The following is a 24658-nucleotide window of genomic DNA, read 5'->3' as shown; positions in this document are numbered from 1 at the left end:
GTAAATGAATGTAAAAGAAAATACAGAACGTGTTTTTCGAGAAGTCGCAGAAGCAAGTCTAAGTGCTCATCGCGAGAGTGGCTCAGTCTCTGTCATTGCAGTTACCAAGTATGTAGATGTACCGACAGCGGAAGCCTTGCTTCCGCTAGGGGTTCATCATATCGGTGAAAATCGTGTAGATAAGTTTCTGGAGAAATATCAAGCTTTAAAAGATCGAGATGTGACTTGGCATTTGATTGGTACCTTGCAAAGGCGTAAGGTGAAAGATGTCATTCAATACGTTGATTATTTCCATGCATTGGACTCAGTAAAGCTAGCAGAGGAAATTCAAAAAAGAAGTGACAGAGTCATCAAGTGTTTCCTTCAAGTAAATATTTCTAACGAAGAAAGTAAACACGGCTTTTCGAGAGAAGAATTATTGGAAGTCTTGCCAGAATTAGCCAAACTAGATAAGATTGAATATGTTGGTTTGATGACAATGGCACCTTTTGAGGCTAGCAGTGAGCAGTTGAAAGAAATTTTCAAGGCGACCCAAGATTTACAAAAAGAAATCCAAGAAAAACAAATTCTAAATATGCCTATGGCCGAGTTAAGTATGGGAATGAGTCGTGATTATAAAGAAGCGATTCAATTCGGTTCCACCTTTGTTCGCATAGGTACAGCATTTTTTAAGTAGGAGAGAACCATGTCTTTAAAAGATAGATTCGATAGATTTATAGATTATTTTACGGAGGATGAGGATTTAAGTCTCCCTAATGAAAAACGAGATGAGCCTATTTTGACTCCAGTAAATTCTACACAGGACAAGGCTCTTTCAACAAATCAAACACCACGTACAAGCACAAGTAGTACAAAAGAAACTAATATTACTAGACTTCATGCACGTCAACAAGAGTTAGCCAAGCAAAGTCAGCATTCTACTGAAAAAGTAACAATCGATGTTCGTTATCCTAGAAAATATGAAGATGCGATAGAAATTGTTGATTTATTAGCAGGAAACGAAAGTATTTTGATTGATTTTCAGTATATGACTGAAGTGCAAGCTCGTCGTTGTTTAGATTATCTGGATGGAGCTTGTCATGTTCTAGCTGGAAATTTGAAAAAGGTAGCTTCTACCATGTACCTGTTGACACCAGTGAATGTTATTGTAAATGTTGAAGATATTCGTTTACCAGATGAAGATCAACAGGGTGAGTTTGATTTTGATATGAGACGAAATAGAGTACGATAATGATTTTTTTAATTCGTCTGATTTATAATGCAGTGGACATTTACTCCCTGATTTTGGTAGCCTTTGCTGTCATGTCTTGGTTTCCAGGCGCCTACGAATCAAGTTTGGGTCGTTGGATTGTAGCATTGGTAAAACCAGTGCTTGCTCCTTTGCAACGCCTGCCTCTACAGATAGCAGGTCTTGATTTATCTGTTTGGGTTGCGATCGTTTTGGTTCGATTTTTAGGGGAAAACTTAGTGCGTTTTCTTGCAATGATAATATGAATAGAGGTATTTACCAGCATTTTTCTATAGAAGATCGGCCATTTCTTGACAAGGGAATGGAATGGATTAAGAAGGTAGAAGATAGCTATGCGCCTTTTTTAACTCCTTTTATCAATCCTCATCAGGAGAAGTTATTGAAGATTTTAGCCAAAACCTATGGTCTTGCTTGTAGCAGTAGTGGGGAATTCGTCTCAAGTGAGTATGTTCGAGTTTTATTATACCCAGATTATTTCCAGCCAGAGTTTTCAGATTTTGAAATCTCTCTCCAGGAAATTGTGTATTCCAATAAATTTGAACACTTAACGCATGCTAAGATTTTAGGGACAGTCATCAATCAATTAGGGATTGAACGGAAACTTTTTGGAGATATCCTAGTAGATGAAGAACGGGCGCAGATTATGATTAATCAGCAGTTTCTTCTTCTCTTTCAAGATGGATTAAAGAAAATTGGCCGTATACCCGTTTCGCTGGAGGAACGTCCTTTCACCGAGAAAATAGATAAGCTAGAACAGTATAGAGAGCTGGATTTATGCGTGTCTAGTTTTAGATTAGATGTTCTTTTATCAAATGTTTTAAAACTATCTAGAAATCAAGCAAACCAGTTGATTGATAAGAAACTTGTCCAAGTAAATTATCATATGGTAGACAAATCAGATTATACTGTTCAAGTTGGAGACTTGATTAGTGTTAGAAAATTTGGGCGTCTGAGGTTGCTTCAAGATAAGGGACAAACGAAAAAAGAGAAGAAAAAAATAACAGTCCAGTTGTTATTAAGTAAGTGAGGAAAAATATGCCAATTACATCGTTAGAAATCAAAGATAAAACCTTTAGTACACGCTTTAGAGGTTTTGATCCAGAAGAAGTAGATGAGTTTTTAGATATTGTAGTCCGTGATTATGAAGATTTAGTCCGCTCTAATCATGATAAGGATTTACATATTAAGAGTTTAGAAGATCGTTTGTCTTATTTTGATGAGATGAAAGATTCATTGAGCCAGTCTGTATTGATTGCCCAAGATACAGCTGAACGAGTAAAACAAGCTGCATCTGAACGTTCAAACAATATTATCCATCAAGCAGAGCAAGATGCACAACGTTTATTGGAAGAAGCTAAGTACAAGGCAAATGAAATTCTTCGTCACGCAACTGATAATGCTAAGAAAGTTGCTGTTGAAACAGAAGAATTGAAGAACAAGAGTCGTGTCTTCCACCAACGTCTTAAATCTACAATTGAGAGCCAGTTAGCAATTGTTGAATCTTCAGATTGGGAAGATATTCTTCGTCCAACAGCTACTTATCTTCAAACAAGTGATGAAGCCTTTAAAGAAGTGGTTAGCGAAGTACTTGGAGAACCGATTCCAGCTCCAATTGAGGAAGAACCAATTGATATGACACGTCAATTTTCTCAGGCAGAAATGGCAGAGTTACAAGCTCGTATTGAGGCAGCCAATAAAGAATTGGCTGAATTTGAAGCTCAGGCTAAACAGGAAGTGGAAAATCCAACTCCTGCAGTGAGTCCTCAAATTGAAGAAGAGCCAGCTCATCCAGTTGGTCCAATGTATGAAGAGCCAGAAGTAGCTCCAAGCCATTATTCAGGACCAACACCCGCTACTGAAGCTGTAAACTCAGAACCAGGTTTTGCGGCACCGCAAGAATCTGTTACAATTTTATAAGAAACGATGTGAGAACAATATCTTATCCTTATATTTCCAGCGAGCAGGAGATGGTGTGAGTCCTGTAATCCCTATTGATAAGATTATCCTCTCAAAAACTCAAGTCTGAATGGAGTAAGATTTGACGTTCCCCACGTTACGGGATAAGAGGGAGAAAGACTAGTTCTTTTTCCGAATAAAGGTGGTACCACGATTTTCGTCCTTTTTGGCAGTCGTGGTTTTTAATTTGTTATTATTTATAAAGGAGATACCATGAAACTCAAAGATACCCTTAATCTTGGGAAAACAGCTTTCCCAATGCGTGCAGGTCTTCCGACCAAAGAGCCAGTTTGGCAAAAGGAATGGGAAGATGCAAAACTTTACCAACGTCGTCAAGAATTGAACCAAGGAAAACCACATTTCACCTTGCATGATGGCCCTCCATACGCGAACGGAAATATCCACGTTGGACATGCTATGAACAAGATTTCAAAAGATATCATTGTTCGTTCAAAATCAATGTCAGGTTTTTACGCACCATTTATTCCTGGTTGGGATACTCATGGTCTGCCAATCGAGCAAGTTTTGGCAAAACAAGGTGTCAAACGTAAAGAAATGGACTTGGTTGAGTACTTGAAACTTTGCCGTGAATACGCTCTTTCTCAAGTAGATAAACAACGTGAAGACTTTAAACGTTTGGGTGTTTCTGGTGACTGGGAAAATCCATATGTAACTTTGACTCCTGACTATGAAGCAGCGCAAATCCGTGTCTTCGGTGAGATGGCTAATAAAGGTTATATCTACCGTGGTGCAAAACCAGTTTACTGGTCTTGGTCATCTGAGTCAGCCCTTGCTGAAGCAGAGATTGAATACCATGACTTGGTTTCAACTTCTCTTTATTATGCAAATAAAGTAAAAGATGGCAAAGGTGTTCTAGATACAGATACTTACATCGCTGTCTGGACAACTACTCCATTTACCATTACAGCTTCTCGTGGTTTGACTGTTGGAGCGGATATTGATTACGTTTTGGTTCAACCTGCTGGTGAAACTCGTAAGTTTGTGGTTGCTGCAGAATTGTTAACTAGCTTGTCTGAGAAATTTGGCTGGGCTGATGTTCAAGTTTTGGCAACTTACCGTGGTCAAGAACTCAACCACATCGTAACAGAACACCCATGGGATACAGCTGTAGATGAATTGGTTATCCTTGGTGATCACGTTACCACTGACTCTGGTACTGGTATTGTCCATACAGCCCCTGGTTTTGGTGAAGACGACTACAATGTCGGTATTGCTAATGGTCTTGAAGTTGCGGTCACTGTTGATGAACGCGGTATCATGATGGCTAATGCTGGTGCTGAGTTTGAAGGTCAATTCTATGAAAAGGTAGTTCCAACTGTTATTGAAAAACTTGGTAACCTCCTTCTTGCACAAGAAGAAATCTCTCACTCCTACCCATTTGACTGGCGTACTAAGAAACCAATCATCTGGCGTGCAGTTCCACAATGGTTTGCCTCAGTTTCTAAATTCCGCCAAGAAATCTTGGATGAAATTGAAAAAGTGAAATTCCACTCAGAATGGGGTAAAGTCCGTCTTTACAATATGATTCGTGACCGTGGCGACTGGGTTATCTCTCGTCAACGTGCTTGGGGTGTTCCACTTCCAATCTTCTACGCTGAAGACGGTACAGCTATCATGACTGCTGAAACTATTGAACATGTGGCTCAACTCTTTGAAGTACACGGTTCAAGCATTTGGTGGGAACGTGATGCTAAGGATCTCTTGCCAGAAGGATTTAGCCACCCAGGTTCACCAAATGGCGAGTTCAATAAAGAAACTGATATCATGGACGTTTGGTTTGACTCAGGTTCATCATGGAATGGGGTTGTTGTAAACCGTCCAGAGTTGACTTACCCAGCAGACCTTTACCTAGAAGGTTCTGACCAATACCGTGGTTGGTTCAACTCTTCACTCATCACATCTGTTGCCAACCATGGCGTGGCACCTTACAAACAAATCTTGTCACAAGGTTTTGCTTTGGATGGTAAAGGTGAGAAGATGTCTAAATCTCTTGGGAATACCATTGCTCCAAGCGATGTTGAAAAACAATTTGGTGCAGAAATCTTGCGTCTATGGGTAACTAGTGTGGACTCAAGCAACGATGTGCGTATCTCTATGGATATCTTGAGCCAAGTCTCTGAAACTTACCGTAAGATCCGTAACACTCTTCGTTTCTTGATTGCTAACACATCTGACTTTAACCCAGCTGAGGATGCGGTAGCTTACGAAGAACTACGTTCAGTTGATAAGTACATGACGATTCGCTTTAACCAGCTTGTGAAAACGATTCGTGATGCTTACGCAAACTTTGAATTCTTGACAATTTACAAGGCCTTGGTGAACTTTATCAACGTTGACTTGTCAGCCTTTTACCTTGATTTTGCTAAGGACGTTGTTTATATCGAAGGTGCTAAATCACTGGAACGTCGTCAAATGCAGACTGTTTTCTATGATATTCTTGTGAAAATCACCAAACTCTTGACACCAATCCTTCCTCACACTGCGGAAGAAATCTGGTCATATCTTGAGTTTGAAGCTGAAGACTTCGTTCAATTGTCAGAATTGCCAGAAGCAGAAACTTTTGCTAACCAAGAAGAAATCTTGGATACATGGGCAGCCTTCATGGACTTCCGTGGACAAGCTCAAAAAGCCTTGGAAGAAGCTCGTAATGCAAAAGTAATCGGTAAATCACTTGAAGCTCACTTGACAGTTTATCCAAATGAAGTGGTGAAAACTCTACTCGAAGCAGTAAACAGCAATGTAGCTCAACTTTTGATCGTGTCTGAATTGACTATCGCAGAAGGACCAGCTCCAGAATCTGCCGTTAGTTTCGAAGATGTAGCCTTTACAGTTGAACGTGCTGCAGGCCAAGTATGTGACCGTTGCCGTCGTATCGACCCAACAACAGCAGAACGTAGCTACCACGCAGTCATCTGTGACCACTGTGCAAGCATCGTAGAAGAAAACTTTGCGGATGCAGTCGCAGAAGGATTTGAAGAGAAGTAAGGTTGTTGTATTATACTAAGAAGGAAAAGGACTGCCAAACAGTCCTTTCCTTTTTGGTTTTGACTAGCTTTTTTATGAAAAATTGTGTAAAATAGAATAGATAAACGAGGGGAAACCTCGGAAAATTTAAAGGAGAATCCATCTAATGGTAAAATTGGTTTTTGCTCGCCACGGTGAGTCTGAATGGAACAAAGCTAACCTTTTCACTGGTTGGGCTGATGTTGATTTGTCTGAAAAAGGTACACAACAAGCGATTGACGCTGGTAAATTGATCAAAGAAGCTGGTATCGAATTTGACCAAGCTTACACTTCAGTATTGAAACGTGCGATCAAAACAACTAACTTGGCTCTTGAAGCTTCTGACCAATTGTGGGTTCCAGTTGAAAAATCATGGCGCTTGAATGAACGTCACTACGGTGGTTTGACTGGTAAAAACAAAGCTGAAGCTGCTGAACAATTTGGTGATGAACAAGTTCACATCTGGCGTCGTTCATACGATGTATTGCCTCCAAACATGGACCGTGATGATGAGCACTCAGCTCACACAGACCGTCGTTACGCTTCACTTGACGACTCAGTTATCCCAGATGCTGAAAACTTGAAAGTAACTTTGGAACGTGCCCTTCCATTCTGGGAAGATAAAATCGCTCCAGCTCTTAAAGATGGTAAAAACGTATTCGTAGGAGCTCACGGTAACTCGATCCGTGCCCTTGTAAAACACATCAAAGGTTTGTCAGATGACGAAATCATGGACGTGGAAATCCCTAACTTCCCACCATTGGTATTCGAATTCGACGAAAAATTGAACGTTGTTTCTGAGTACTACCTTGGAAAATAGAAAAATGTAAGTCTAGAATTGATTTCTAGGCTTTTTGTTTTTGTTCCCAGTTTCCAACTATTTGAAAAAGCGTTATAATGGTAGTAGGAAGTAATTTGTTTGAGAGAGGGTGGGTCTTATGGCTTATATTGAGATGAAACGCTGTTCCAAGCGTTATCAGGTTGGGGACACAGAGATTGTGGCCAATCGTGATGTGAATTTTGAGATTGAAAAGGGTGAATTGGTTATTATTCTAGGTGCGTCTGGTGCAGGCAAGTCAACAGTTCTTAACCTTCTTGGGGGAATGGATACCAATGATGAAGGGGAGATTTGGATTGATGGTGCCAATATTGCAGACTACAATTCTCACCAGAGAACCAATTATCGTAGAAATGATGTCGGTTTTGTTTTTCAGTTTTATAATCTAGTTTCCAATCTAACCGCTAAGGAAAATGTGGAGTTGGCTTCAGAAATCGTGACAGATGCCTTGAATCCTGAGAAGGTGCTGACAGATGTAGGTCTGGCTCATCGTCTCAATAACTTTCCAGCCCAGCTTTCTGGAGGGGAGCAACAGCGAGTCTCCATTGCACGCGCGGTAGCCAAAAATCCTAAAATCCTCCTTTGTGATGAACCGACTGGAGCCTTGGATTATCAGACGGGCAAGCAAGTCTTGAAAATTCTCCAAGATATGTCTCGTCAAAAGGGAGCAACTGTTATCATCGTGACTCACAATGGAGCTTTGGCGCCCATTGCTGATCGAGTAATTCATATGCACGATGCCAGTGTCAAGGATGTGCTGATCAACCAGCATCCTCAGGATATCGACAGTTTGGAGTACTAGCATGATCAAGCGAAAAACCTATTGGAAGGACTTAATTCAGTCCTTCACAGGCTCCAAGGGACGTTTTTTATCCATCTTGACCTTGATGATGTTGGGTTCTTTAGCCCTAGTAGGCCTCAAAGTAACCAGTCCCAACATGGAGGCAACTGCTAATGCTTATTTAAGAACTACTAAAACCTTGGATTTGGCAGTCATGTCTAACTATGGCTTGGATCAAGCAGATCAAGAAGAACTAGAACAGATAGAGGGCGCAGAGGTTGAGTTTGGCTATTTGACAGATGTGACTATGGAGAATGGGCAGGATGCCATTCGGCTGTACTCCAAATCAGAGCGAATTTCAACCTTTCAGCTAAGAGAGGGACGACTTCCTCAGTCAGACAAGGAAATCGCCTTGGCCACTCATTTGCAGGGTCAATATCGTATGGGACAGGAGATTAGTTTTAAAGAAAAAGAAGGCAGTCATTCCTCTTTAAAAGACCATACTTATACCATTACTGGTTTTGTGGATTCAGCTGAAATCCTCTCCCAGCGGGATATGGGCTACGCAGGAAGTGGAAGTGGGACTTTAACCGCTTACGGAGTGATTTTACCTAGTCAGTTTGATCAGAAAATCTACAATATAGCTCGTTTGAAATATCAAGATTTAGCAGGTTTAAATGCTTTCTCATCAGCTTATGAAGAAAAATCCAAACAGCATCAGGAAGACCTAGAACGAGCTTTGTCAGATAATGGCAAGGCACGTCTGCAACTTTTGAGAAAAGAAGGGCAAGAGTCTCTCGATAAGGGGCAAGAAACCCTTGACAAGGCTGAGACTAATTTGCAGGAAGGCAAGCGTCGTTTAGCAGCTGCTCAAGCTCGTATACAGGCTCAAGAAAGTCAACTAGCCTTGCTTCCTCAAGTCCAGAGAGAGCAGGCCAGTGCTCAACTTACCCAAGCCAAGCAGGAATTGAGCAAGGAAGAGGACAAACTAAAGCAAGCTGAACAAAATCTAGCCCAAGAAAAGGAAAAATTAGAAAAACATCAGCAAATCTTAGATGATTTGGCGGAGCCAAGGTATCAGGTCTATAATCGTCAGACCATGCCTGGCGGTCAAGGCTACCTCATGTACAGTAATGCTTCAGCCAGTATTCGGGCAGTGGGCAATATCTTTCCTGTAGTGCTTTATGCCGTAGCAGCCATGGTGACCTTTACAACCATGACTCGCTTTGTGGATGAAGAGCGAACTCATGCAGGTATTTTTAAGGCCTTGGGCTATCGTAGTAAGGATATTATCGCTAAATTTCTCCTCTACGGTCTAGTAGCTGGGACTGTCGGAACAGCTCTAGGTAGTATACTTGGCCATTATTTACTAGCCAGTGTGATTTCAAGTGTCATTACAAAAGGCATGGTGGTGGGAGAAACCCAGATTCAGTTTTATTGGACCTATAGCTTACTAGCTCTTGTCTTGAGTTGGTTGGCGAGTGTGTTACCAGCTTACTTGGTAGCTCGTAGGGAACTTCATGACGAAGCAGCCCAGCTTTTACTGCCTAAACCACCTGTCAAAGGAGCTAAAATCTTACTGGAGCGTATCGGTTTTATCTGGCGCCGTCTCAGTTTTACTCATAAGGTAACAGCCCGCAATATCTTTCGTTATAAGCAGCGGATGTTGATGACGATTTTTGGTGTGGCAGGTTCTGTAGCCCTTCTCTTTGCAGGTTTGGGAATCCAATCCTCTGTAGCAGGAGTTCCGTCTAGACAGTTTCAACAAATCCAACAGTACCAAATGATTGTCTCTGAAAATCCTAGTGCGACCAATCAAGACAAGGCAGAGCTAGAAGAAGTGTTAAAAGGTCAGGATATTCAAGCCTACCAGAAAATCTATTCTAAAACGTTAGACAAGGATTTTAAAGGAAAGGCTGGTCTTCAGACCATTACCCTTATGATGACAGAGAAGGAAGATTTGACTCCCTTTATCCATCTGCAAAATCATCAGCAGGAGCTGTCATTAAAAGATGGAGTTGTCATCACAGCTAAATTAGCCCAGCTGGCAGGTGTCAAGGTTGGGCAGACTTTAGAAATTGAAGGTAAGGAGCTAAAGGTTGCTGCCATTGCTGAGAACTACGTTGGTCACTTTATTTATATGAGTCAGGCTAGCTATGAGCAACTTTACGGACAGCTACCCCAAGCCAACACTTATTTGGTCTCGTTAAGAGATACCAGTGCGCCTAGTATCGAAAGGCAGGCAGGTTTACTCATGAATCAGGCTGCGGTGTCCAGCGTTGTCCAAAATGCTTCAGCCATTCGGCTCTTTGATTCTGTGGCTAGTTCACTCAATCAGACCATGACTATCTTGGTCATCGTGTCGGTTCTATTAGCCATTGTTATCCTCTACAATCTGACCAATATCAATGTGGCTGAGAGAATTCGAGAACTCTCTACTATCAAGGTTCTCGGATTTCATAATAAGGAAGTCACCCTTTATATTTACCGTGAGACGATTGTACTATCTCTTGTGGGAATCGTACTTGGTCTGGTATCCGGTTTCTATTTACACCAATTTTTGATTCAAATGATTTCACCTGCGACTATTCTCTTTTATCCGCAGGTAGGCTGGGAGGTCTATGTAATCCCAGTGGCAGCAGTAAGCACCATTTTGACCGTACTTGGTTTCTTTGTCAATCATCATCTGAGAAAGGTTGATATGCTTGAAGCCTTGAAATCTGTAGAGTAAGCTAGTTGTTTTTATCTGATTGAAATTATATTTACTCGTAAATCATGACCACCCGTCAAACGGGTGGTTTGTCCCAGGGCTATAAGCCCAAATTACCAGCCAGCGCCTAAAGACGCTGGCTTTCACGTTGTTTAAGCCTCATTGCTCTTGACTCGTCACTTGCCTCTCAAAGAGGCTTTAGTATTATTTACCACTATCTCTAAAGGAATCTTCACATAATTATAAGGCTGATAGTATTAATTTCACTATCAGCCTTACAGCTTATTTAACGTTTCAGAAAAACTATAATGTCAAGATTAACTAAACAGTATCTAATTCCTTCAAATAATTTTCTATCTTCATCAACATTAAAGGATTGTTATAAATCTTACATAACTCTCTTGCTTCTAAATAATAATTTTTGACTTGTTCTTTGTCTAGAAATTTGGTCCCAGCATTTCCTACAAGAATAAGTAGAGGAGCCAGTTGGTAGCTTGTCTGTCTTTGTTTACAGAGTTCAATCGTCTCAAGAGCTTCTTGGATGGCTTCATTATATTTTTCCTTTGATACTAGGTAGTGAGCGTAGTTGTACCGAACTCTGATGTAGCCAAATAAAAACTCTTGATGCTCAAAATTTTTTGTCTGATATAACTCCATCAAATGAGAGTAGTTTGCCTCATATTCTTGTTCACGACCCACTAAGGAATAGAAATTAGATAGAGTATTCAACGCCTTTAAATAAATCAGAGTATTTGAGGAGACTTTTAATAATATATTTTCCAATGAAGAAATTGCCTCACACTTACTGTCATATTGATAGAAGTCAATAATAGCTTTAATCCATTCAAGGTAAGTTCGGTCTTCTAGTGTTAGAAAAGTACTTCGTTCAATCTCTATTCTATAAAGATATTCCAAATCGTCATAATTTCTATCATCTAATAGGCGAGCAGATAATTGCTTGAAATTAGAGAGGTTAGATTTAATTTCAATTTGTTCATTAAAAAAATAATCTAATGGCACTTCAAGTCGTTGAGAGAGTTTGAATAACAAGTCTGCGGAGGGAATAAAATGACCTCTTTCAATTTTACTAATCTGACTTTGTTCACAAATTCCTTCTGCAAGAGTTTGTTGGGAGAGTCTCAACTCTTTTCTTTTCAATCTGAATTTCTCTGCGAGTGTATTCATTAAAGATAATAATCCTTCCTATTTGCTTAATTTCATTATAAAATTTTTAGTTCAAAATAGCAAGTTAAAGGAATAAAAAAATTCTTTATAGTAATAATAAGAAAAAAAAGTTCAAAAAGCAATAAAATATTTGAATGAATAAAATATATATGTTAAAATAAAAACAAGGAAACAGAAAGGGGTTTCAGGGCAAGAGAAAAAAACGTGGAATTCAAAAATTAGCTATATTAGCATTACTAGGGGTTTTTACGTTTAGTAATACAATTCCTTACCAACAGTTTATTCAGAAGAATAAACAATTGGAGATTCGAGTAGAATCACAAAAGAAGTCTGATGGTCTTGATGTTGGGAAGGCTGATTGATTTCGTATTACTTTAAAATTCAACTATTTAGAGAAAGGTATTCTGATGAGAGCTTGTAACAATACCAGATAGATATAAGAATGGAGATGTTTGATAAAATGCTTTCATAGCTAACCAACTGTTGAAAATTATGAGTTACAAAATCTAAAGTATTTAAAATTGGTTTATAAAATTAGGTCTCTGTCTGTAGAAAGGAACGTGCAGTTAGAAAGGAGGAAAAAATAGGATACTATAATTCAGACTGAGATTTCTAATTAAAAATTGAAGAAGATTCTTTTATCAATAGTTTAGTAAGCTTGTTAGTTTATAGAGAACAGAGATATTTCTGCCCTCTATTTTAGAATAAGGAATGCACTATGAAAAAATTATTTATACTCATATCCAACCTGCTTGCTAGTTTGTTCTTTGTTTGGGTATTTACCATTTGGACTGATACATATGTCTCCCATTATTACCCCAACGTTGTTGTACGTGATTCTTCCCCTGAAACAACTTTTCAGCATGTTGCTACACGCTTGGAAAAACTAGCAGAAGAAACGGATAGCTTTATTGCGATTCAACACCAAGATCCTAACTCAGAAGGTACTACAGTTTTTTCTTATACGACCTTTGGGGACGGAAAGTTGCCTGATGGGCTTCAGGAAAAAAATCTAGAAGATGCTCAAAGTAGTAGTGTTGAAACAAACTATTTTGTATTCGATGGAAACCTAGATATTCACTTGCTAAGGGAGGAGCTAAGTCAACTTGGCTTGACTAACATGCACCTGACAATTCCATCTAAACTATCTACGTTAATGGCTATCTTTAGTAACGGATTTCAGTTAATCAGTCTATTGATTTTCATCTTAACCTTTGTAGCACTGACTTTAATTAGTCAAATTAGCCAATTACGGTCGTCGGGCATTCGCCTCATTTCAGGAGAGAAACGGTGGTCCATTTTCCTTAGACCAGTTGGTGAGGATTTGAAAGGGATAGTTGTTGGTTTCAGTTTAGCTGGCGTTCTCGCCATTCTTATGCAAAAAATTCTGTCGCTTCCAACGCAATCCCTAATGACAATAGGAGAAGGCTTGCTCAGTTATAATCTCATCTTGTTGTCGATCTCCCTGTTTTTCGCTCAACTCTTCGCAGTTGGGATAAAAAAGATACACCTGATGCAGATTATAAAAGGGCAAGTGCCTGTCAGAGGAATCATTAGTTTAATTTTAATCGGTCAACTATTAGCGATTATTATTGTAACGCTGGGAATAGGGAGTAGTTTAAAGTATTCCCAAGCCTGGCAACAGCATCGGATTGGACAAGAGGTTTGGAGTCAGGAAAGGCAACTGACTATCCTATCAATCAGCCGTGAAGGAACGAGTCCTGGTTTTGATGAACAAGCTCAAAGAAAACTCAGAACTTGGTATCAATTGATGGATCTGGCTGTTTCAGAACAAAAGGCTTTCTTATCTAGACACCAGTTAATTGACCGTACTTTGCAAAATGGCATGGCTTCCTCCAAAAACTTGACAACCTCTACAGAATGGCACGATTACAGCCCGAATGGCAATGTCCTTATCGTCACACCGCAATACTTGGAGCGTCAAAACATTCCTGTAGATACAACTATTGAGCAAAAGATGAATCACCTTGATGTAGGGGAGTTTGTCTTATTACTGCCTGAACACCTCCGTTCAGAGGAAGAACATTATAAATCTGTTTTTGAAGACGACTTAACCAGTCGCATATCTAGTAAAGATGAACGACAGCAAATGACTGCTACGGTAGGTTATTTGGAATCAGGTCATGATCGTTTTGTGTATAATACGACCCCTATTTCTTACCAGCAGTTTTTGAAAGATCCAATCATCATTGTTATAACACCCCAATCAACTGGTCCACAGTCCATTGTGTTTTGGGTAGACGCAGTACAGAACTACGTTCTCTTTAATCAATTGTCTGATGCCCAGGAGCTTATCCAGAGACAAGGCATTGAAAATTGGGTCTCAGAAATGCAAACAGGTTACCACAACTACATCACATTATCGGATAATATCCAGAGGGAACGTTGGGTAATGCTAGCAGGAGCTGTGCTTGGGATTGCAACTTCAATCTTGTTGTTTAACACTATGAATAGGCTCTACTTTGAAGAATTTAGACGTGCTATTTTTATCAAACGCATTGCAGGTCTCAGGTTCTTAGAAATCCATCGCACTTATCTCTTTGCTCAACTGGGTGTGTTTTTACTGGGATTTATTGCGAGTGTATTTCTTATGGTAGAGATAGTAGTTGCTTTCTTAGTCTCGTTACTCTTTACTGGTCTATCTCTTTTACAGTTACATGTCCAAATGCAGAAAGAAAACAAGATGTCCATGCTTGTTTTGAAGGGAGGTTAATATGATTGAACTTAAACAGGTGAGTAAATCTTTTGGAGAACGAGAGTTATTTTCGAATCTTTCAATAACATTTGAGGCTGGAAAAGTCTATGCCTTAATTGGTTCAAGTGGTAGCGGAAAAACAACCTTGATGAACATGATTGGGAAATTAGAATCTTATGATGGCACGATTTTTTACCGAGGTAAAGACTTGGCCAATTATAAATCGAGTGATTTTTTCCGTCACGAATTGGGCTACCTCTTCCAGAACTTTGGCTTAATTGAAAACCAAAGTATTGAAGAAAACCTTAAGCTAGGTCTCATTGGTCAAAAGTTGAGTCGGTCGGAACAGCGGTTGAGGCAGAAGCAGGCTTTAGAACAGGTCGGCCTGGCTTATCTTGACCTAGATAAGCGCATCTTTGAGTTATCGGGCGGAGAATCGCAACGGGTTGCCTTGGCAAAAGTTATCTTAAAGAATCCACCCTTTATTCTGGCAGATGAGCCAACAGCTTCAATAGACCCAGCAACCTCTCAGTTGATTATGGAGATTTTGCTATCTCTTCGAGATGATAATAGGCTAATTATTATCGCAACACATAATCCGGCAATTTGGGAGATGGCTGATGAAGTGATCACGATGGATCGTCTGAAATAAAAATCCTTGTTTTTAATTGCACGATGAGTTACTGAAATATTATCGTGAATCAATAATTGGAGTTAATTTAGAATTGTACTTTATTAATATTGAGGTAACTTTTTCTTGATAAAGGAAGAAATAGTGGAGAGGAAGTTAGATTGAAAAAATTCGACAATTATATTATTGAGAAGCCTTGCGATTCTAATTCAGATAAACTGCAAAAAATCTCAATAATTGAAAGTTTGGTAGATGATATTTTGCAATTTTCTCTCAGAATCAATAATAGTGTAGGAGAGATTTTCCTCCTACAACCGTTTCAAAAGAAATATTTACCCATTGGGAGAAGATGTTGCAGTGGATAATGTGTTACTCACTGAAAAATATAATTTTCAACTAAAAGATTTTGAAGGATTCATTTCAAAATAAACAATAATTAAAGAATAAGAAAAATCCTCCGTTTCAAAGAGTAGGGAACTCTTTGTGACAGAGGATTTTTTCTATAGGGCTTTAGCAGCTGCAATTGCGGCTTCGAAGTTTGGTTCAGAGTTGATATTGTCCACGTATTCAACGTAGCGAATCGTATTGTCAGTATCGAGGACAAAGACTGCGCGTGCCAATAAGTGCCACTCATTGATTAAAAGTGCATAGTCACGCCCAAAGGAATGGTCGAAATAGTCTGAGAGCATGATGGCATTTTCAATTCCCTCAGCACCACACCAACGTTTTTGAGCAAAAGGTAGGTCCATAGAAACAGTCAATACGACCGTGTTGTCCAGTCCAGCTAGTTCTTCATTAAAACGACGCGTTTGAGTTGAGCAGATACCTGTATCGATAGAAGGAACGACACTCAAGACTTTTTTCTTTCCATCAAAATCAGCCAGAGATTTTTTAGAAAGGTCTGTTGCAGTGAGAGAAAAATCAAGCGCCTTGTCGCCGACTTGTAGTTGTTTACCTGTAAAGCTCACAGGATTTCCGAGAAAAGTTACCATAAGATACTCCAATCTTTTTTCTTCCATTTTAGCTGAAACGGTCAGAATTTTCCAATGATTTGACTGGAAATATGGGCATAGAAAAAACGCCAGCTCATGTGAGAATGACGTTTTTAGAGGCTTATTTTGCCAATCCTTCAGCAATCTTGTCAAGGTTGTATTTCATCATGCTGTAGTAGCTGTCGCCTTCTTTACCTTGTTCTGCGATAGAGTCAGTAAAGATTTGTGCGTAGATTGGGATGTTTGTGTCTTGTGAAACAGTCTTCATTGGACGGTCATCCACACTAGATTCTACAAAGAGTGAAGGAACTTTTGTTTGGCGAAGTTTTTCAACCAAGGTCTTGATTTGTTCAGGTGTTCCTTCTTCTTCAGTATTGATTTCCCAGATGTAGGCACTTGGGACACCATAGGCTTTAGAGAAGTATTTGAATGCTCCTTCGCTGGTTACAATGAGTTTCTTTTCAGCAGGGATGTTATTAAATTTATCCTTACTTTCTTTATCAAGTTTGTCTAACTTATCAGTATATTCTTTGAGATTTTTTTCATAGAATTCCTTGTTGTTAGGATCTTTAGCGCTCAATTGTTTGGCGATATTTTTAGCAAAGATAATTCCATTTTCAAGGTTAAGCCAAGCGTGTGGGTCTTCTTTACCTTTTTCATTTTTTCCTTCAAGGTAGATAACATCAACGCCTTCGCTGACTGCAAAGTAGTCTTTGTTTTCAGTTTTCTTAGCATTTTCTACCAATTTGCTAAACCAAGCATTGCCACCTGTTTCAAGGTTGATACCGTTATAGAAAATGAGGTCAGCCTCAGAAGTTTTCTTAACATCTTCAGGGAGTGGTTCGTATTCGTGTGGGTCTTGTCCAATCGGAACGATACTGTGAAGATCAATCTTGTCACCAGCAATATTTTTAGTAATATCAGCGATGATTGAGTTTGTAGCAACAACTTTTAGTTTTTGACCAGAAGCTGCATCTTTTTTTCCGCTAGCACATGCTACAAGAGCAATAACGGAAAGAAAGAGAACGAGTAATGTACCTAATTTTTTCATTAGATCCTCCAATTTATTGGGGTTTTGCCCCTTATTTTAACAAATGTTTATTTTTCAGTTTCAAATATCGTTGTTTAGGAGAGATAAAGAAACTGATTAAGAAGAAGCTAGCAGCTGTAAGTACGATGCTAGAACCAGCTGCTAAGTTTAAACTATAGCCAATAAAGAGTCCCAAAACTGAAGCTGTAGCTCCAAAGGTTGAGGAAAGGAAAATCATACTTTTCAGGCTATTAGCATACAGATAAGCAGTTGCAGCTGGGGTAATCAGCATGGCTACAATCAGGATAGTTCCAACACTTTGCATGGCTGTCACAGACACGAGAGTCAGGAGTATCATGAGGAGGTAGTGATAGAAATTGACAGGCATTCCCATGGCTTTAGCCAGAAGTTCATCAAAGGAAGTTATCAAGAGTTGCTTGAAGAAAATCCAGATTAACAAGAGAATGACCGCCCCTACGCCCATAGTGATAAACATATCCGTATCTTGGACGGCTAGAATATTACCAAAAAGGATATGGAAAAGGTCAGTTGAACTTTTAGCGACACTAATCAAGATGATACCGAGGGCTAAGAAAGAAGAAAAGGTAATGCCGATGGCGGTATCGCTTTTGATAATCGAGTTCCCCTTGATGTAGGTAATGATGATAGCAGCTAGCAATCCAAAGACAATGGCTCCGATAAAGAAGTCAACTCCCAAGATAAAGGAGAGGGCTACACCTGGTAAGACAGCATGTGAAATAGCATCTCCCATGAGTGACATCCCACGTAGAATGATGAAACATCCCACAGCTCCAGCTACGACCCCGACGACAATAGCTGTTATCAAGGCATTTTGTAGGAAATGGAATTTTTGCAATCCATCGATAAATTCTGCAATCATAGGTCACCTCCATTGAAAAAGAGTCGATTACCGTAAGCTTCTTTGAGATTGGCTTCGGTAAAGGTTTCTTTGGTTGGACCAAAGGCAATCACTTCTCGATTGACAAGTAAGACTTGATCGAAGTAGTGGGAAACCTTGCTGAGGTCGTGGTGAACGATGAGAACCGTCTTACCAGCTTTTTTCAAATCTCTCAGCGTATTCATGATGATTTCCTCACTGACAGAGTCAATCCCAACAAAGGGTTCATCCAAGAGGATATAGTCGGCTTCCTGAACCAAACATCTGGCAATCAAGACCCGCTGGAATTGACCTCCAGACAGTTGACTGATTTGACGTTCAGCGTAGTCAGCTAGGCCGACGATTTCAAGGGCTTCCTCTACTTTTTTCCAATGTTTAACATTTAAACTGCGAAAGAGAGGAATAGAGGGAAAGAGTCCTAGTGAGACACATTCCTTGACCTTGATGGGAAAGTTGTAGTCGATATTGATTTTTTGTTCGACATAGGCAATTCGGTGTAAGGATTTTTTAACTTCCTTGTCATCGAGAAATGCCTGACCTTGATGAGGGATAATTCCCAGCATACCTTTTAATAATGTTGATTTTCCAGCACCGTTTGGACCAATGATTCCGGTAATTGTTGGTCCTTGGAGCACTAGTGAAATATCCTTAAGTGCCAACGTTTCTTTGTAGGAGACACTGAGGTTTTCGATACGTATCATAAACTTATATTCCTCCTGACTCTTAATATACCTTAAAAAAAAAATTAAGTCAAGTTAATTTTTCAAAAAATTAAAATATTAACTGAAAAACAATAGGAAACATCCGTTTATTTTTAATTGCATTCCCAGGTAATTTTTGTTAAGCTAAAAACAAATAAACAAATACAAATGAAAGCGAGAACAAGATGACACGTTATCAAGACGATTTTTATGATGCAATCAATGGAGAATGGCAGAAGACAGCTGAAATTCCAGCAGATAAGTCTCAAACGGGAGGTTTTGTTGATTTAGACCAGGAAATTGAAGACCTGATGCTGGCGACAACAGACAAGTGGTTGGCAGGTCAAGAGGTGCCTGAGGATGCTATCTTGGCAAACTTTGTCAAATACCACCGCCTAGTTCGTGATTTTGACAAGAGAGAAGCTGACGGTATCACACCTGTCTTACCACTTCTTAAAGAATTCCAAGAATTGGAGACTTTTGCGGATTTTACAGCTAAACTAGCAGAGTTGGAGCTTGCAGGAAAACCTAATTTCCTTCCTTTTGGTGTATCGCCAGACTTTATGGATGCTAGAATCAATGTTCTATGGGCTAGCGCTCCAAGCACCATCTTGCCAGATACGACCTACTATGCAGAAGACCATCCTCAGCGCGAAGAGCTTTTGACTCTTTGGAAAGAAACCAGCGCAAATCTCCTTAAGGCTTATGATTTCTCTGATGCAGAAATTGAAGACTTGCTAGAGAAAAGACTAGAATTGGACCGTCGAGTTGCGGCAGTGGTACTCTCTAATGAAGAAAGTTCAGAGTATGCTAAACTCTACCATCCATATTCTTATGAAGATTTCAAAAAATTCGCACCTGCTCTGCCTTTGGATGACTTCTTCCAAGCCGTTCTTGGACAAGTACCAGACAAGGTTATCGTAGATGAGGAACGTTTCTGGCAAGCAGCAGACCAATTCTATAGTGAAGAGGCCTGGCCTCTCCTCAAGGCAACCTTAATTTTAAGTGTTGTTAATCTCTCAACTAGCTATCTAACAGAAGAAATTCGTGTCTTGTCAGGTGCCTATAGCCGTGCGCTTTCAGGTGTTCCAGAAGCCAAAGACAAGGTCAAGGCAGCCTACCAGCTAGCACAAGGTCCATTCAAACAATCCTGGGGTCTCTGGTATGCCCATGAAAAATTCTCTCCAGAAGCTAAGGCAGACGTGGAGAAAAAAGTGGCAACCATGATTGATGTTTATAAGGAACGCTTGGCTAAAAATGACTGGCTGACTCCTGAAACTCGTGACAAGGCTATCGTCAAACTCAATGTCATCAAGCCTTATATCGGTTACCCAGAAGAATTGCCAGAACGCTACAAAGACAAGGTAGTGGATGAAAATGCTAGCCTTTTTGACAATGCTCTAGCCTTTGCGCGTGTGGAAATCAAGCACAGTTGGAGCAAGTGGAACCAGCCTGTAGACTACAAGGAGTGGGGCATGCCTGCTCATATGGTCAACGCCTACTACAATCCACAGAAGAACCTGATTGTCTTCCCAGCAGCTATTTTACAGGCGCCTTTCTATGACTTACATCAGTCGTCTTCTGCTAACTACGGTGGGATTGGTGCAGTTATTGCTCATGAAATTTCCCACGCCTTTGATACCAACGGAGCTTCCTTTGATGAAAATGGTAGCCTCAAGGATTGGTGGACAGAGAGTGATTATACTGCCTTCAAGGAGAAAACACAAAAAGTTATTGATCAGTTTGATGGACAGGATTCTTATGGAGCAATCATTAACGGTAAATTGACTGTATCAGAAAACGTGGCTGACTTGGGGGGAATCGCTGCAGCGCTTGAAGCAGCTAAGAGAGAACCAGACTTCTCAGCAGAAGAATTCTTCTACAACTTCGGTCGCATCTGGCGCATGAAAGGTCGACCAGAATTTATGAAACTTTTGGCTAGCGTCGACGTGCACGCACCAGCCAAACTCCGTGTCAATGTACAAGTACCAAATTTCGACGATTTCTTTACAACCTATGATGTCAAAGAAGGTGACGGAATGTGGCGTTCACCAGAAGAGCGCGTGATTATTTGGTAATGCAAAGAAGCAAGTAATCAGTAAAAGGCATCCAATCAGGTGTGAAACCTTGATAGGATGCCTTTTATAATGGAAAGACTTGCTGTATAGTTTACTTATACTCTTCGAAAATCTCTTCACCCACGTCAGCTTTATCTGAAACCTCAAAGCGGTGCTTTGAGTAACCTGCGGCTAGTTTTCTAGTTTGCTATTTGTTTTTCATTGAGTATTAAATTGCAAAATTGATTGTCATCATTTTACTAGAAAAAGGGATTGAAAGTTTTTTCGTGAGCGATAGTAGTAGCTGGACCATGCCCTGGATAGACGTCGTAGTTTGGTAGGGTGAAAAGTTGGGTTTGGATACTATGGAGAAGTTGCTCCGTACTACCAGTTGGAAGGTCGGTCCGCCCGATAGTTTCACGGAACAAAGCATCTCCTGTCAAGACTAGGTTAGCATCAGGAAAGACGATAGAAACGCCGCCGATAGAGTGCCCTGGTGTTGGCAAGACAGTAAAACGAAATTCCTCTAGTTGGTATTTTTCATGAAAGACAAAGGTGTGTTCAGCTGGTTTTGCGACCACATCCGCCATATCATCGTGGCGGGGAAGCCCAGAGAGATTGTCGACAGGAGTATAGAGCCAGCTAGCTTCGCTCTCTGCGATATAGACAGGAGGATTGCCAAAAGTCTCGCGAACCAAGTCCAGACTCATGATATGGTCATAATGAGCGTGGGTCAAGAGAATAGCGCAGATTGGTTTGTTGATGTTCTCTATTGTCTGACGAATAGCTTCCCAATGGCTACCAGGATCGACAACGATGAGGTGCTTTTCACCTTCTAGGTAATAGGTGTTTTCATAGGCAACAGGATTCACGGTTTTATGGATTTTCATATTGGCTCCAATCTCAAAGAATGTACTAAATTAAGTATAGCACAGTTAGGAAGAATAGGTAAGGATTTAGGATGAACTTAAAAACCAGCATGACTAGATGAAGACAGGCTGGTTATCAATTTATCAATATTGGAGAGGTGTCAATTGCCCTTCATAGGTTGCATAAACTCCGTCATTAGCTTGTTTGATAGATGTGATATTTAGAGTGCCACCGTAGTTGGCTTCTCGTTTCTCGCTATATTCACTATAAGTTATCCTATTGGGCAGGTTCTGGTCGTTAGAATAGTATTGAACGATTGTTTTTTTATAGCTTTGCTGGCTGAATAGAAGCAGGCAGCTAACTCCTAACACTAGGAGAGCAAAGATAGAAATAGCAGTTTTTTTCATAGGTGTTCTCCTTATAAACTAAAGGATAAAAGAAAGTATCTTGAGGATTTTAATTCTAAAATCCAGTCAAGGTACCAGTGTATGTGACACGAGTTCCACCGTTTATCTTTCGTATCTTCAATGGAATTGGGGAAGTCAGAAAGTCTTTGGGTTACAATATGGTTTCCGTTTCTCTATCTCTCCTTCTATCACCTAAGTTTAAAATCTAACTTCGTAATATATTATAGACTAATAATTCAGAATTATCAAGCAATTCTGGATTATTTTTTTCCTATTCTGTTCCAATCTAGTTTTCATATTCTTAAAAAAGTGATAAAATGGTAGGAAGAATTGGAGAGTAGAGATGCCAAAAGAAGTGAATTTAACAGGCGAAGAAGTTGTCGCTTTAACCAAAGAATATTTAACGGAAGAGGATGTCCATTTTGTCCATAAGGCCTTGGTATATGCGGTGGAATGCCATAGTGGTCAATACCGCAAATCTGGCGAACCTTATATCATTCATCCTATCCAAGTGGCAGGTATTTTAGCCAAACTCAAACTAGATGCCGTAACGGTTGCCTGTGGTTTCTTGCATGATGTGGTAGAAGATACAGATGCGACCTTGGACGATTTGGAAAGAGAGTTTGGTCCCGATGTGAGGGTAATCGTCGATGGGGTTACCAAACTTGGTAAGGTCGAGTACAAATCGATCGAGGAGCAGTTGGCTGAAAATCATCGCAAGATGCTCATGGCCATGTCTGAGGACATCCGCGTTATCTTGGTCAAACTATCTGACCGCTTGCACAATATGCGGACGCTTAAACACCTTCGAAAAGACAAGCAGGAGCGTATTTCCAAAGAAACCATGGAAATCTATGCTCCACTTGCCCACCGTTTGGGGATTTCCAGCGTCAAATGGGAATTGGAAGACCTATCTTTCCGTTATCTCAACCCAACAGAGTTTTACAAGATCACCCATATGATGAAGGAAAAACGCAGAGAGCGTGAGGCCTTGGTGGATGAGGTGGTCACAAAATTAGAGGAATATACGACGGATCATCACTTGAGAGGGAAGATTTATGGTCGTCCCAAGCATATTTACTCGATTTTCCGCAAAATGCAGGACAAGAGAAAACGGTTTGAGGAAATCTATGACCTGATTGCCATTCGTTGCATTTTAGATACCCAAAGTGATGTTTATGCCATGTTGGGTTATGTGCATGAGCTTTGGAAACCCATGCCTGGTCGTTTCAAAGACTATATCGCTAATCGCAAGGCTAATGGTTACCAGTCTATCCATACGACTGTCTATGGGCCAAAAGGACCGATTGAGTTTCAGATTCGAACTAAGGCCATGCACGAGGTTGCTGAGTACGGGGTTGCGGCTCACTGGGCTTATAAGAAAGGCGTTAAGGGCCAGGTCAACAGCAAGGAATCAGCTATTGGGATGAACTGGATTAAGGAGATGATGGAGCTCCAAGACCAGGCCGATGATGCCAAGGAATTTGTGGATTCAGTTAAGGAAAACTATCTGGCTGAGGAGATTTACGTCTTTACCCCAGATGGAGCTGTCCGTTCTCTTCCAAAAGATTCAGGACCGATTGACTTTGCCTACGAAATCCATACAAAAGTCGGGGAAAAAGCAACTGGTGCCAAGGTCAATGGTCGCATGGTTCCACTGACAACCAAGCTCAAGACAGGGGATCAGGTTGAAATTGTCACCAACCCGAACTCCTTTGGGCCAAGCCGTGACTGGCTCAATATGGTCAAGACCAGCAAGGCGCGCAACAAGATTCGTCAGTTCTTTAAAAACCAAGATAAGGAATTGTCTGTCAACAAGGGTCGTGAAATGTTGATGGCCCAGTTCCAAGAAAATGGCTATGTAGCCAATAAATTTATGGACAAGCGCCACATGGATCAAGTTCTGCAAAAGACCAGCTACAAGACAGAAGAATCCCTCTTTGCGGCCATTGGTTTTGGAGAAATTGGAGCTATTACTGTCTTTAATCGTCTGACTGAAAAGGAACGCCGTGAGGAAGAGCGTGCTAAGGCCAAGGCGGAAGCAGAAGAGCTTGTCAAAGGTGGCGAGGTCAAGGTTGAAAACAAAGAAACCATCAAGGTCAAGCATGAGGGTGGTGTGGTCATTGAAGGTGCTTCTGGACTCCTCGTGCGGATTGCCAAGTGTTGTAATCCTGTTCCTGGTGACGATATTGTAGGCTACATTACCAAGGGTCGTGGTGTGGCTATTCACCGTGTGGACTGTATGAACCTGCGTGCCCAAGAAAACTATGAGCAACGTCTCCTTGATGTGGAATGGGAAGACCAGTATTCAAACTCAAATAAGGAGTATATGGCCCATATCGATATTTATGGCCTCAACCGTACAGGACTATTGAACGATGTACTGCAAGTTCTTTCAAACACAACCAAGAATATTTCAACGGTCAACGCCCAACCAACCAAGGATATGAAATTTGCTAATATTCATGTGTCCTTCGGTATTGCCAACCTCTCGACACTGACTTCAGTCGTGGACAAGATTAAGAGTGTGCCAGAAGTTTACTCTGTTAAACGGACCAATGGCTAATTGTCTTAGCTCTTACTAGAAAGGCT

General features: G+C 40.4%; 21 protein-coding genes and 1 pseudogene. 15 read left to right on the top strand and 7 right to left on the bottom strand.

Features of this window, described 5'->3' with window-relative positions; all coding sequences use genetic code 11:
- Nucleotides 1-4 precede the first annotated feature (4 nt).
- The 9 genes from ACORHU_RS07275 to ACORHU_RS07235 all read left to right on the top strand — a co-directional run bounded on the left by ACORHU_RS07275 (nucleotide 5) and on the right by ACORHU_RS07235 (nucleotide 10579).
- Nucleotides 5-676, top strand: a complete 672-nt coding sequence (locus tag ACORHU_RS07275; protein ID WP_434364091.1) for a YggS family pyridoxal phosphate-dependent enzyme — start codon at nucleotides 5-7, stop codon at nucleotides 674-676.
- Nucleotides 677-685: 9 nt separating this feature from the next.
- Nucleotides 686-1231, top strand: a complete 546-nt coding sequence (locus ACORHU_RS07270) for a cell division protein SepF (RefSeq protein ID WP_125451368.1) — start codon at nucleotides 686-688, stop codon at nucleotides 1229-1231.
- Entirely contained in the window at nucleotides 1231-1494 is a 264-nt protein-coding gene (locus ACORHU_RS07265; RefSeq protein WP_125451369.1) for a YggT family protein, read from the top strand. The genes ACORHU_RS07270 and ACORHU_RS07265 overlap by 1 nt, the downstream gene beginning before the upstream one ends.
- Nucleotides 1491-2276 carry an RNA-binding protein gene (locus ACORHU_RS07260; RefSeq protein WP_434364089.1) on the top strand — a complete coding sequence of 262 codons (786 nt, stop codon included), beginning with the start codon at nucleotides 1491-1493 and terminating at the stop codon, nucleotides 2274-2276. The genes ACORHU_RS07265 and ACORHU_RS07260 overlap by 4 nt, the downstream gene beginning before the upstream one ends.
- 8 nt (nucleotides 2277-2284) lie before the next feature.
- Nucleotides 2285-3166, top strand: a complete 882-nt coding sequence (locus ACORHU_RS07255) for a DivIVA domain-containing protein (protein ID WP_414338439.1) — start codon at nucleotides 2285-2287, stop codon at nucleotides 3164-3166.
- Nucleotides 3167-3418: 252 nt separating this feature from the next.
- Complete coding sequence (gene ileS, locus ACORHU_RS07250) at nucleotides 3419-6211, top strand: isoleucine--tRNA ligase (protein WP_414338442.1); 2793 nt, start codon at nucleotides 3419-3421, stop codon at nucleotides 6209-6211.
- A gap of 145 nt (nucleotides 6212-6356) precedes the next feature.
- Complete coding sequence (locus ACORHU_RS07245; RefSeq protein WP_000240129.1) at nucleotides 6357-7049, top strand: phosphoglycerate mutase; 693 nt, start codon at nucleotides 6357-6359, stop codon at nucleotides 7047-7049.
- Nucleotides 7050-7167: 118 nt separating this feature from the next.
- Nucleotides 7168-7869 carry an ABC transporter ATP-binding protein gene (locus tag ACORHU_RS07240; protein ID WP_434364082.1) on the top strand — a complete coding sequence of 234 codons (702 nt, stop codon included), beginning with the start codon at nucleotides 7168-7170 and terminating at the stop codon, nucleotides 7867-7869.
- Between the two features lies 1 nt (nucleotide 7870).
- Nucleotides 7871-10579 carry an FtsX-like permease family protein gene (locus tag ACORHU_RS07235; protein ID WP_434364080.1) on the top strand — a complete coding sequence of 903 codons (2709 nt, stop codon included), beginning with the start codon at nucleotides 7871-7873 and terminating at the stop codon, nucleotides 10577-10579.
- Nucleotides 10580-10879: 300 nt separating this feature from the next.
- On the opposite strand, the gene ACORHU_RS07230 is transcribed toward ACORHU_RS07235, so the two are convergent.
- Entirely contained in the window at nucleotides 10880-11743 is an 864-nt protein-coding gene (locus ACORHU_RS07230) for a helix-turn-helix domain-containing protein (protein ID WP_434364078.1), read from the bottom strand.
- A 209-nt stretch (nucleotides 11744-11952) separates the two neighbouring features.
- Here ACORHU_RS07230 and ACORHU_RS07225 point away from each other — a divergent pair, with 209 nt between their 5' ends.
- From ACORHU_RS07225 to ACORHU_RS07210, 4 genes and pseudogenes are all read left to right on the top strand, one after another.
- Complete coding sequence (locus ACORHU_RS07225) at nucleotides 11953-12105, top strand: PhrA family quorum-sensing system peptide (protein ID WP_261443002.1); 153 nt, start codon at nucleotides 11953-11955, stop codon at nucleotides 12103-12105.
- Between the two features lie 356 nt (nucleotides 12106-12461).
- On the top strand, nucleotides 12462-14477 hold the full coding sequence (locus tag ACORHU_RS07220; RefSeq protein ID WP_153195705.1) for a bacteriocin-associated integral membrane family protein: 2016 nt from the start codon (nucleotides 12462-12464) through the stop codon (nucleotides 14475-14477).
- A gap of 1 nt (nucleotide 14478) precedes the next feature.
- Nucleotides 14479-15111 (top strand): ABC transporter ATP-binding protein, encoded by a 633-nt coding sequence (locus ACORHU_RS07215; RefSeq protein WP_153195703.1) that lies wholly within the window; start codon nucleotides 14479-14481, stop codon nucleotides 15109-15111.
- Between the two features lie 140 nt (nucleotides 15112-15251).
- A pseudogene (locus ACORHU_RS07210) lies at nucleotides 15252-15410 on the top strand (competence protein ComA); the annotation flags it as partial.
- A gap of 180 nt (nucleotides 15411-15590) precedes the next feature.
- On the opposite strand, the gene tpx reads toward ACORHU_RS07210, so the two are convergent.
- The 4 genes from tpx to ACORHU_RS07190 all read right to left on the bottom strand — a co-directional run bounded on the left by tpx (nucleotide 15591) and on the right by ACORHU_RS07190 (nucleotide 18732).
- Nucleotides 15591-16082: a thiol peroxidase gene (gene tpx / locus ACORHU_RS07205; RefSeq protein WP_261050822.1), complete on the bottom strand. Its 492-nt coding sequence runs from the start codon at nucleotides 16080-16082 to the stop codon at nucleotides 15591-15593.
- Nucleotides 16083-16203: 121 nt separating this feature from the next.
- Complete coding sequence (psaA, locus tag ACORHU_RS07200; RefSeq protein ID WP_000733070.1) at nucleotides 16204-17133, bottom strand: metal ABC transporter substrate-binding lipoprotein/adhesin PsaA; 930 nt, start codon at nucleotides 17131-17133, stop codon at nucleotides 16204-16206.
- 31 nt (nucleotides 17134-17164) lie between these two features.
- Nucleotides 17165-18013 carry a metal ABC transporter permease gene (locus ACORHU_RS07195; RefSeq protein WP_000559791.1) on the bottom strand — a complete coding sequence of 283 codons (849 nt, stop codon included), beginning with the start codon at nucleotides 18011-18013 and terminating at the stop codon, nucleotides 17165-17167.
- Nucleotides 18010-18732: a metal ABC transporter ATP-binding protein gene (locus ACORHU_RS07190; RefSeq protein ID WP_049540018.1), complete on the bottom strand. Its 723-nt coding sequence runs from the start codon at nucleotides 18730-18732 to the stop codon at nucleotides 18010-18012. Before ACORHU_RS07190 ends, ACORHU_RS07195 begins: the two co-directional genes overlap by 4 nt.
- Nucleotides 18733-18917: 185 nt before the next feature.
- Here ACORHU_RS07190 and pepO point away from each other — a divergent pair, with 185 nt between their 5' ends.
- Nucleotides 18918-20810 carry an endopeptidase PepO gene (gene pepO, locus ACORHU_RS07185; protein WP_434364075.1) on the top strand — a complete coding sequence of 631 codons (1893 nt, stop codon included), beginning with the start codon at nucleotides 18918-18920 and terminating at the stop codon, nucleotides 20808-20810.
- Nucleotides 20811-21049: 239 nt separating this feature from the next.
- Here pepO and ACORHU_RS07180 read toward each other — a convergent pair whose 3' ends face one another.
- Entirely contained in the window at nucleotides 21050-21679 is a 630-nt protein-coding gene (locus ACORHU_RS07180) for an MBL fold metallo-hydrolase (RefSeq protein ID WP_434364074.1), read from the bottom strand.
- A gap of 123 nt (nucleotides 21680-21802) precedes the next feature.
- A complete protein-coding gene (locus ACORHU_RS07175; protein WP_434365166.1) occupies nucleotides 21803-22030 on the bottom strand; it encodes a hypothetical protein in 228 nt (75 codons plus the stop codon).
- 379 nt (nucleotides 22031-22409) lie between these two features.
- Here ACORHU_RS07175 and ACORHU_RS07170 point away from each other — a divergent pair, with 379 nt between their 5' ends.
- Complete coding sequence (locus tag ACORHU_RS07170) at nucleotides 22410-24632, top strand: RelA/SpoT family protein (RefSeq protein WP_434364073.1); 2223 nt, start codon at nucleotides 22410-22412, stop codon at nucleotides 24630-24632.
- Nucleotides 24633-24658: the final 26 nt, after the last annotated feature.

The organism is Streptococcus sp. KHUD_015 (assembly GCF_051106265.1).
Classification (GTDB): Bacteria; Bacillota; Bacilli; order Lactobacillales; family Streptococcaceae; genus Streptococcus.
This window is presented reverse-complemented; position numbering and strand designations above follow the sequence as displayed.